Source organism: Methylophaga sp. UBA4204, assembly GCF_002379485.1.
GTDB lineage: Bacteria > Pseudomonadota > Gammaproteobacteria > Nitrosococcales > Methylophagaceae > Methylophaga.
Genome location: NZ_DFTU01000010.1, coordinates 8,877 through 18,310, shown reverse-complemented (window position 1 = coordinate 18,310; position 9,434 = coordinate 8,877). Strand labels below are relative to the sequence as shown.

The window sequence follows — 9,434 nt, the reverse complement described above, 5'->3', positions numbered from 1 at the left end:
ATGATGGTCTATAAAACCCTGGAATCTTCGATAAACAGTACCCGGCCAGATAACTGGCGGGTTTCACGCTGAGCCAGGCGTTGCACATAAATACCTAATTCGGATTCGTCATGCTTGCTGAAAATGTCGGTGGCACCGGCCAGCAATGCCTGCTTGAGGGTTCGGGCGTTATCCGTTTCTGTCATCACCAGCACAGCAGCATAATCATAGCCGTTGATTGCTCGTAATTGACCGCAGAACTCGCTGCCAGCGATATCCGACAGATCATCACTGCAACAAACTAATCGATATCGTGTCTGCTGAGCATGTTCAAGACCTTGATTCCCAGTCTCTGCGTGGTCCACTTCAAACCCGGCAGCCGATAATAGTGCACGAGCCTTATTACGAAATTCAGTAGATGCGTCTACTACTAATGCATTGAGTTTTTGCACTATGCCAATCCTTTATTCTAATGTGCATTCTGCCTGTTGCTGAACATTAACAGCAAGCTTTCCCTGACAGAATTTGTTGCGTAAAACTTGTCCGAAGGTAAAAACCACAAGGATGATACCATTCTTCCTCGCCGTCATGCCCTATCTGCCGGGTAATTACCCGACTATTGGCTGCTTTGGGCCTTATCTGTAAAAAACGTCCCAGTTTCGCTGTCACGGCACCTTCAGCTATCATTATTTCCATCAACTCTTCCCAGTCCTGCTGCAGCACTGTTTCCTGCTGTTCTGAAGGCTGCCATAAAATCGCCTGTCCAATAAATCGATCCGCTAATGCTATAGCGTTATCGGCTTCAACCGGCAACCACAAAACCTTGCTCAGTTTACGACGTAACCATGATGTCTGCCAATGCGTTTCAGACAGAGCTTTGGGAGTCACCGTGCAGACATATGTCGATTCTTTTGGCTCACCGCGGGTATTCAATGGAATGGTTTTTAATTCAATACCCAAAGCAACAAAATCCGGTTCCGCTTGATTACCGGCATCGGCGCCCAGAATGCGCTCCAGTAGATTCCCTAACCAACCTTTATGACGGCGCAAATCTACAGGAACCGTCAGGCCGGATTGCTGTGCAAGCTGACCCACCGTTTTGCCAGCTATTTGTTGGCAACGATGCATCAGTTCAGCTTCAGAGGCAGGGGGAGAAACTGGAACCGGTTCCGGGTAAATATGATCAGACATGAGTGACATGATAATCTAGTACGTTTAAATCTGCTTAAGGCGATTCCGGTGAAAGCGCTTACTATAGAACATCTGAATAAAACCTATCGCAATGGCTTGGAAGCACTCAAAGATATCAATCTGACGGTTGAAGAAGGTGATTTTTTTGCACTGTTAGGGCCAAATGGCGCTGGCAAATCCACTACCATCAGCATTCTAACGTCGTTAGTCACAAAAACCAGTGGCTCGGTAACCATCTTTGATGCCGATCTGGACAGTCAAACCGAGTTGGCTAAAAGTTATATCGGGTTGGTGCCGCAGGAATTTAATTTTAATGGTTTTGAGCAGGTTAAACACATTCTGGTGACGCAGGCCGGTTATTATGGCGTTCCAGCAAAAGAGGCCGAACCGCGAGCCGATGTCTTGCTGAAGCAATTAGGACTTTGGGAAAAACGTCATACGCCTTCAAGATCATTATCTGGAGGTATGAAGCGCCGATTGATGATTGCCCGGGCGCTGGTACACAATCCACGCCTGCTTATATTGGATGAGCCGACAGCGGGTGTGGATATTGAGCTGCGGCGCTCAATGTGGGTGTTTTTACGTGAAATCAATCAACGTGGCACCACTATCATCCTGACGACGCACTATCTTGAAGAAGCGGAAAATCTGTGTCGCAATATTGCCATCATCGACAAGGGCCGTATCGTTGAAAATACTGATATGAAATCGTTATTAAATCGCCTGGATAAAGAAACTTTTGTACTGGATCTGCTGGAACCTTTGACTGACAGCAGTTTGCTACAGGGGATTGAATATCATCAGGTAGATCCAACAACTATAGAGGTCGAGCTTCAGCGCCAGGAGGGCCTGAATGATTTATTCACCGTGTTAACCGAACGCGGCATTAAAGTAGGCAGTATGAAAAACAAGGTGAATCGTCTCGAAGAATTATTTTTAACCCTGGTTGAACGTCCGGAGTCTGTTGAATGAATAACCGCCGCCAGCATCACTGGATTGCCTTTTCAACCATCGTCACCCGGGAAATCAGGCGATTCCTGCGGATTTGGGCTCAAACGCTGTTACCCCCAGCGATAACTATGACGTTATATTTCATTATTTTCGGTAATCTGATTGGTAGCCGAATTGGTGAGATGGATGGTTTCAGTTATATGGAATATATCGCCCCCGGCATCATCATGATGGCGATTATCAACAATGCCTATTCCAATGTCGCTTCGTCTTTTTTCAGTGCCAAGTTTCAAAATCATATTGAAGAGCTGATGGTTTCTCCCGTTCCTAACTATATTATCCTCGCAGGATATGTTGTCGGTGGAGCAGCCCGCGGCCTGTTTGTTGGACTCATTGTGACATTGGTTTCACTGATATTTACCAAACTTACCGTTCAACATATCGGGATTACCATTAGCATGGTCTTTCTCAGTGCCGTCATGTTTGCATTAGGCGGATTTATTAACGCCTTATACGCCCGCAGCTTTGATGAAGTCTCAATCATTCCAACCTTTATCCTCACCCCGCTGACCTACCTGGGGGGCGTGTTTTATTCGATTTCACTGCTGCCCGAATTCTGGCAAAACGTTTCCATGCTGAATCCGGTTTTATACATGGTCAATGCATTCCGTTATGGCATTTTAGGTGTTTCGGATATTCCGGTAGCCGCTGCTTTTGCCATCATCCTGGCCTTTATCGCTGCACTGACAAGCTATGCGCTTTATCTGCTGCATAAAGGTACTGGCTTAAGGAATTGAAGAGCATTAACCACAGAGACACAGAGGGCACAGAGTTTTATAAATAGCTTGTGGCTTATGGTGACTGACGTTTAAGTGGTGTTTTAAGGCATTTAAAAAATAATCCGCAGATTACGCAGATGCACGCAGATTAAATAAATGGTTTTCAGGTTGATGCAGTAATGCATCACAAAAGAACTCTGAGGGCTAGCTTCTTTCAAACCGACTTGTTAAAGCATTCATAAAACATCTGCGAAAATCTGCGTAATCTGCGGATATAACAACCAAAAGCCTCTGTGTCTCTGTGGTTACTTTTAGTCTCAGCCTACTAATTTAATCGCATCGCGGACCACTTCAATCCCGGCGCCGGGTAAATGCGCATTTTCACTTAAGTGCCGCCGCCAGCGACGAGCCCCTGGCAAGCCTTGAAACAAACCCAACATATGGCGGGTAATGGACTTCAAGGGTCTCCCCTCTTTCATACGCATTTCAATATAAGGCAGCATCAATTCGACTATTTCATGCTGACTAGGGATTGACCGATCATCATTAAAAATTCGTTTATCCGCTTCAGCCAATAGATATGGCTGGTGATAAAGTGCCCGCCCCATCATTACTCCATCTACTCTTTGCAGATGGTTTTCAGCCTCGTCCAGCGTGTGTATACCGCCATTGATATCCAGATGCAAATCAGGAAACTCCTGCTTGATTTGATACACCTTTGAATACTCAAGTGGAGGGATATCCCGATTTTCCTTCGGGCTTAAACCTTTTAACCAGGCTTTACGGGCATGAAGAATCACTGCATCGACTTCAACCTGATAAATTGCGTCGACAAATTCTCTGACAAATTCATAACCGTCCTGCTCATCAATACCTAATCGGGTTTTGACTGTGATGGGAATATCAGTTGCCTGCTTCATCGCAACCACACATTCAGCCACTAACCGGGGTTCGGCCATTAAACAGGCACCGAATCGACCATTCTGTACACGATCACTGGGGCACCCGACATTCAGGTTAATTTCCTGATAACCAGCCTGGGCACCTAAGGTGGCACATTTTGCTAATTCTGCAGGGTCACTGCCACCCAGCTGCAATGCCATGGGATATTCATTTTCATCATGTGCCAGAAAGCGTTGATGATCGCCGTGGAGCAATGCGCCTGTGGTGATCATTTCGGTATATAGCAAAGTATGCTTGGAAATGATTCGGCACAAATAACGGAAATCCCGATCGGTCCAATCCAGCATCGGTGCCAGTGATAAGCGATGGGCGAATTTAATATTGGCTGTCAAAGTCATAATAAAACCTGTTTAATCCGACATTTTCGCAAATCAGCCGTTAAAATGCCCATTTAATACGTTATTTAAGTCAGTCGATGAGCACCATCAAGATTAACGATCACTCCGTTGCCGTTGTCCGAAGCGCACGCAGAAAGACCATTGCGATCAAAATTCAGGATGGCAACGTAACGGTGCACTTACCCAAATTAATGCCGTTATGGTTGGCAAAACAATTTGTGATGCGCAAACAGCAATGGATCGAGGATAAATTAAAAAAATTCCAGCAGCGTCCACCCAAACGACAATTTATTGAAGGTGAGTTACAACCTTTTATGGGCGAGCAATATCCATTACATATTATTCAGGAGCCACAACGCCAGCGACTGCATGTCCTGCTTGATCAACAGAAACTGGTGATTATGGCACCGCCCAATGTCACAGCCTTGCAAATAAGACAGGCGTTAGCAAGATGGTACAGACGTCAAGCAGAATCGTTACTGCCTGAACGAGTAAAACAGCTTGCTGAGCAAACTAGCCTGCGACCCAATCTGGTTCAGATTAAAAGCTATAAAGCTCGCTGGGGCAGTTGTACTATGAGAGGAGATATCCAGCTTAACTGGCAATTAGTTCAGGCCACACAGTCGATAAATGATTACGTTATCATTCATGAATTATGTCATCTACGTCAGCATAACCATTCAAAGGCCTTTTGGGATTTGGTTGAACAATTTGACCCCAATTTCCGTGAACATCGCCGTTGGTTGAAACAGCATGGACATCAGCTCGTTATCTAGGGTCCTTGATATTTCATAGCCACTACGGCTTGGGGCTATGAAATATCAACAAAGCCTTTAAGAAAGGCTTAACTTGGTAATTTTTTCATTATGAATTAATATATGCCACATTGGATAAGGAACGCTGCGACAGAGAACCCTCTGCTAGGCTTATTCAATTTTACATTCCAAACGGCGTTCATTATTACGGGTCACTGGTAGTAATGGGCGTTTCATCCGAACTTTACCCATAGTTAAACTATCATTACCTTATTTGAATTTTAATGAGGAAGTTGTCTATGAGTAATGCTTATCTTTTTACCTCTGAATCTGTTTCAGAAGGTCATCCAGATAAAGTAGCAGACCAAATTTCCGACGCTGTTTTAGATGCAATCCTGTCCAAAGATCCCCACGCTCGTGTTGCCTGCGAAACTCTGATTAAAACCGGTGTAGCGATTGTGGCTGGCGAAATCTCAACCAGCGCCTGGGTAGACTTGGAAGACATTGTTCGTAAAACCATCACGGATATTGGTTACAACAGCTCCGAGGTCGGTTTTGATGGACAGACCTGCGGGGTCATGTCAGTTATCGGTAAACAATCCGGTGACATCGCCATGGGTGTGGATCGTGAAACAGAAGAAGATCAAGGTGCCGGTGATCAAGGCTTGATGTTTGGCTATGCCAGCAATGAAACTGAAGTGCTTATGCCAGCTCCTATCACTTATGCACATCGTCTGGTCAAACGTCAGGCCCAAGTACGTAAAAGCGGTGAATTACCGTGGTTACGCCCTGATGCCAAAAGTCAGGTGACATTTGCCTATGAAAATGGCGTACCGGTGGGTATTGATGCAGTGGTCCTATCAACCCAGCATAACCCTGAAATCAGCCAAGCTGATCTGAAAGAAGCGGTGATGGAACTCATTATCAAACAAACGCTTCCAGCTGAATGGCTAACAAAAAATACTCGTTACCATATTAATCCCACCGGCCAATTTATTATTGGTGGTCCTGTGGGTGATTGCGGCCTGACCGGTCGCAAAATTATCGTCGACACATACGGTGGCATGGCCCGCCATGGTGGTGGTGCATTCTCCGGCAAGGATCCTTCAAAAGTCGATCGTAGTGCAGCATATGCGGGTCGCTATGTAGCGAAAAACATTGTTGCCGCCGGACTTGCTGATCGTTGCGAAATTCAGGTTTCGTATGCCATCGGCGTTGCAGAACCTACCTCCATTAGCGTGGATACATTTGGTACAGGCAAAATTGCTGAAGATAAACTTGTCGAATTAGTTCGTGAACATTTTGATTTGCGCCCGGTTGGCCTTATCAAAATGTTGGATTTAGTACGTCCCATTTATCAGCAAACTGCCGCATATGGTCATTTTGGACGTGAAGACGCTGACTTCAGTTGGGAACGAACTGACCTCGCTCCCGTCTTACGTGAAGCAGCAAAAATCAACTAACACAGGAAATTATCATGCAATCAGCAGTAGAAAACTTAAAACCAGATTACAAAGTTGCCGACATCAGTCTGGCGAAATGGGGCCATCAGGAAATCAAAATCGCTGAAAGCGAAATGCCTGGATTGATGGCCTTACGTGAAGAATATGCTGGCCAGCATCCGCTGAAAGGTGCGCGTATTGCAGGTTGTCTGCATATGACGATACAAACTGCCGTGTTGATTGAAACACTGGTTGAATTAGGGGCTGAAGTGCGCTGGTCTTCTTGCAATATCTTTTCAACACAGGATCACGCTGCAGCGGCTATTGCCGATCAGGGCATCCCGGTCTTTGCCTGGAAAGGTGAAACCGAAGAAGAAGCTATCTGGTGTATTCGTCAAACCATCATTGGCACTGATGGCTGGCGCCCGAATATGATTCTGGATGATGGTGGTGATTTGACCACGATGATGCATGAAGACTATCCGGAATTACTCGACGATGTTAAAGGTTTGTCGGAAGAAACCACCACCGGCGTACATCGTTTGTATGAAATGATGAAAGCAGGTGCCTTAAAAGTCCCGGCGATCAACGTTAACGACTCAGTCACCAAATCAAAATTCGACAATCTGTATGGTTGCCGTGAATCACTGCTTGACGGTATCAAGCGTGCAACCGATGTTATGGTTGCTGGCAAAATCTGCGTGGTGTTAGGTTACGGCGATGTCGGTAAAGGTTGTGCACAAGCTTTCCGTGGCATGGGCGCTACCGTGATGATTACTGAAATCGATCCAATTTGTGCCCTGCAGGCAGCAATGGAAGGTTACCGTATTGTCACCATGGATGAAGTCGCTGATAAGGCCGATATCTTTGTGACTGCTACCGGTAATATCAATGTCATTAATCATGAGCATATGGCGGCGATGCGTAACGAAGCTATCGTTTGTAACATCGGTCACTTTGATAACGAAATTGATGTAGCTTCACTACGTAACTACGAGTGGGAAAACATTAAGCCTCAGGTTGACCACGTTATTTTCCCTGATGGTAAGCGTATTATCCTGTTGGCTGAAGGTCGTCTGGTCAATCTGGGCTGTGCAACCGGTCATCCAAGCTTTGTAATGTCAGCGTCTTTCACTAATCAGGTCATGGCGCAAATCGAGTTATGGCATAACAGTGCCAACTACGAGAATAAAGTGTATGTCTTGCCAAAACGTCTAGACGAGAAAGTGGCCCGGCTGCATTTAGGCCGAATCGGTGCTAATCTGACCGAATTAAATGCTGAACAGGCCAAATATTTAGGGCTTGAGCAACAAGGCCCCTATAAACCTGAACACTACCGTTACTAAGTTAAGCAGGGCTAACCTAAGTGTTAGCCCTTTTTCTTTTACCTAAAGTAAGCATCATGTCCAAACAACCTGTTATCAGCTGTGAATTTTTTCCGCCAAAAACGGAAAAAGGTGCACAAAATCTTTTATTGGTGCAAGAGCGATTAGCTGTATTAAAACCTGAATTTTACTCCGTGACTTTTGGTGCAGGGGGATCGACTCAGGATAATACGCTTGAAGCGGTTATCGCTATACAACAACGCGCAGCAGAGACCGGAATTGATGCAGCTCCGCATTTATCCTGTGTGGGATCATCAAAAGAACGCATCCGTACTATCCTGCAAACCTATATCGATAATGGAATTTCCCGCGTGGTGGCATTAAGAGGTGATTTACCCTCTGGCATGCGTGATCCGGGTGATTTTCGTTATGCCAATGAACTGGTGCAATTTATTCGCAAAGAAACCGGCGATCATTTCACTATTGAAGTTGCAGCTTACCCCGAAGTACATCCTCAGGCACAGGATGCTGGTGTCGATCTGGAAAATTTCAAACGTAAAGTTGATGCCGGAGCTGACAGCGCCATTACACAGTATTTTTTCAACATTGATTCTTATCTGTATTTTGTAGAACGCTGCCAGAAAAAAGGCATTGATATTCCGATAATTCCCGGCATTATGCCCATCAATAATTACACTCAACTCGCGCGGTTCTCTGCAGCCTGTGGTGCAGAAATTCCTCGTTGGCTCAAAAAACGTCTGGAAGAGTTTTATGATGACAGTGTCTCGATGCAGGCATTTACTACCGATTACCTGACTGAATTTACTGAAAAACTGATTAAACTGGACGTACCCGGCTTACACTTTTATTCAATGAATAAAACACAGCCTGTATTAACCGTTTGCGAACGACTGGGATTGGTTCGCTGATTATTAGGCTTCCTTAGCCATGGACTTTTTTGGTACATCTTTTACCGCAGCGCTTAAACTGCTGATAGCTTTTGATGCTACTGTCTGGGAGATTATTCAGACATCGGTCAGTATTTCCGTTGCTGCTGCTTTCATTGCCGCTTTACTGGCGATCCCTGCGGGTGTGTTTACGGCATTAACGGAGTTTTCCGGTAAAACGACACTGCAACATATTCTCAATACCTTAATGGCCATGCCTACCGTAGTGATTGGGTTATTACTATATGGGCTCTTCAGTCGAATGGGACCATTAGGGGAATTGGGATTGCTTTATACCCAATCCGCCATGATTATTGCGCAGAGCATCTTGATATTTCCCATCATGATGAATCTGACTCTGGTGACCGTCAACACCGCTGATCCAAGGCTAATTTTGACCTTACAAAGTCTCGGTGCAGATAAATGGCAACAATGCTTTCAGGTATTAAAAGCCGTTAGACTGGCGGTGCTGGTAGCTATTCTTACAGGCTTTGGACGCGCCATTGGTGAAGTTGGTGCTGCAATGATGCTGGGGGGGAATATTGAAGGCTATACTCGTACGATGACTACCGCCATTGCACTGGAAACCAGTAAAGGCGAATTTGAACTGGCATTGGCGCTCGGCATAGTGTTGCTAATGATCGCTTTTATCCTGAATTTCGCTTTGTCCTGGATTAACCGGCGACTGACATGAACTACGCCTTTCAACTAGACAACATTAAAGTTCGTTATAACGGTGAGCTGGCCCTGGATATTGAGCAACA

The 9,434-nt window shown here is 45.4% G+C and carries 10 protein-coding genes and 1 riboswitch; of the genes, 7 read left to right on the top strand and 3 right to left on the bottom strand.

Features of this window, described 5'->3' with window-relative positions:
* Positions 1 to 8 precede the first annotated feature (8 nt).
* Together B3182_RS01450 and mutH are read right to left on the bottom strand one after the other, a co-directional pair.
* A complete protein-coding gene (locus tag B3182_RS01450; RefSeq protein WP_292751245.1) occupies positions 9 to 431 on the bottom strand; it encodes a response regulator in 423 nt (140 codons plus the stop codon).
* Between the two features lie 46 nt (positions 432 to 477).
* Positions 478 to 1,170 carry a DNA mismatch repair endonuclease MutH gene (gene mutH / locus B3182_RS01445; protein ID WP_292401380.1) on the bottom strand — a complete coding sequence of 231 codons (693 nt, stop codon included), beginning with the start codon at positions 1,168 to 1,170 and terminating at the stop codon, positions 478 to 480.
* Between the two features lie 48 nt (positions 1,171 to 1,218).
* Between mutH and B3182_RS01440 the strand changes: the two genes are divergently transcribed.
* On the top strand, positions 1,219 to 2,142 hold the full coding sequence (locus B3182_RS01440) for an ABC transporter ATP-binding protein (protein WP_292356651.1): 924 nt from the start codon (positions 1,219 to 1,221) through the stop codon (positions 2,140 to 2,142).
* Positions 2,139 to 2,918, top strand: a complete 780-nt coding sequence (locus B3182_RS01435; RefSeq protein ID WP_292356653.1) for an ABC transporter permease — start codon at positions 2,139 to 2,141, stop codon at positions 2,916 to 2,918. The genes B3182_RS01440 and B3182_RS01435 overlap by 4 nt, the downstream gene beginning before the upstream one ends.
* 299 nt (positions 2,919 to 3,217) lie before the next feature.
* Here the strand turns inward: B3182_RS01435 and dusA are convergent, their stop codons facing one another.
* Positions 3,218 to 4,201 carry a tRNA dihydrouridine(20/20a) synthase DusA gene (gene dusA / locus B3182_RS01430; RefSeq protein WP_292356656.1) on the bottom strand — a complete coding sequence of 328 codons (984 nt, stop codon included), beginning with the start codon at positions 4,199 to 4,201 and terminating at the stop codon, positions 3,218 to 3,220.
* Positions 4,202 to 4,278: 77 nt separating this feature from the next.
* On the opposite strand from dusA, the gene B3182_RS01425 reads away from it, so the two are divergent.
* The 5 genes from B3182_RS01425 to B3182_RS01405 all read left to right on the top strand — a co-directional run bounded on the left by B3182_RS01425 (position 4,279) and on the right by B3182_RS01405 (position 9,364).
* Positions 4,279 to 4,977 (top strand): M48 family metallopeptidase, encoded by a 699-nt coding sequence (locus B3182_RS01425; protein ID WP_292356658.1) that lies wholly within the window; start codon positions 4,279 to 4,281, stop codon positions 4,975 to 4,977.
* A gap of 110 nt (positions 4,978 to 5,087) precedes the next feature.
* Positions 5,088 to 5,164: riboswitch (S-adenosyl-L-homocysteine riboswitch) on the top strand.
* A gap of 91 nt (positions 5,165 to 5,255) precedes the next feature.
* Positions 5,256 to 6,419, top strand: a complete 1,164-nt coding sequence (metK, locus tag B3182_RS01420) for a methionine adenosyltransferase (RefSeq protein WP_292356660.1) — start codon at positions 5,256 to 5,258, stop codon at positions 6,417 to 6,419.
* Positions 6,420 to 6,433: 14 nt separating this feature from the next.
* Positions 6,434 to 7,744 carry an adenosylhomocysteinase gene (gene ahcY, locus B3182_RS01415; protein ID WP_292751242.1) on the top strand — a complete coding sequence of 437 codons (1,311 nt, stop codon included), beginning with the start codon at positions 6,434 to 6,436 and terminating at the stop codon, positions 7,742 to 7,744.
* 56 nt (positions 7,745 to 7,800) lie between these two features.
* Positions 7,801 to 8,652 (top strand): methylenetetrahydrofolate reductase [NAD(P)H], encoded by an 852-nt coding sequence (metF, locus tag B3182_RS01410; RefSeq protein WP_292356665.1) that lies wholly within the window; start codon positions 7,801 to 7,803, stop codon positions 8,650 to 8,652.
* Between the two features lie 19 nt (positions 8,653 to 8,671).
* Positions 8,672 to 9,364 carry an ABC transporter permease gene (locus tag B3182_RS01405; RefSeq protein ID WP_292356667.1) on the top strand — a complete coding sequence of 231 codons (693 nt, stop codon included), beginning with the start codon at positions 8,672 to 8,674 and terminating at the stop codon, positions 9,362 to 9,364.
* The last annotated feature ends 70 nt before the right edge of the window (positions 9,365 to 9,434 follow it).

What these genes read in the sequence shown, in the direction of transcription:
- mutH (WP_292401380.1), bottom strand. Translation starts at nt 1,170, where the DNA reads ATGTCTGATCATATTTACCCGGAACCGGTTCCAGTTTCTCCCCCTGCC.
- B3182_RS01435 (WP_292356653.1), top strand. Translation starts at nt 2,139, where the DNA reads ATGAATAACCGCCGCCAGCATCACTGGATTGCCTTTTCAACCATCGTC.
- dusA (WP_292356656.1), bottom strand. Translation starts at nt 4,201, where the DNA reads ATGACTTTGACAGCCAATATTAAATTCGCCCATCGCTTATCACTGGCA.
- B3182_RS01425 (WP_292356658.1), top strand. Translation starts at nt 4,279, where the DNA reads ATGAGCACCATCAAGATTAACGATCACTCCGTTGCCGTTGTCCGAAGC.
- metK (WP_292356660.1), top strand. Translation starts at nt 5,256, where the DNA reads ATGAGTAATGCTTATCTTTTTACCTCTGAATCTGTTTCAGAAGGTCAT.
- ahcY (WP_292751242.1), top strand. Translation starts at nt 6,434, where the DNA reads ATGCAATCAGCAGTAGAAAACTTAAAACCAGATTACAAAGTTGCCGAC.
- metF (WP_292356665.1), top strand. Translation starts at nt 7,801, where the DNA reads ATGTCCAAACAACCTGTTATCAGCTGTGAATTTTTTCCGCCAAAAACG.
- B3182_RS01405 (WP_292356667.1), top strand. Translation starts at nt 8,672, where the DNA reads ATGGACTTTTTTGGTACATCTTTTACCGCAGCGCTTAAACTGCTGATA.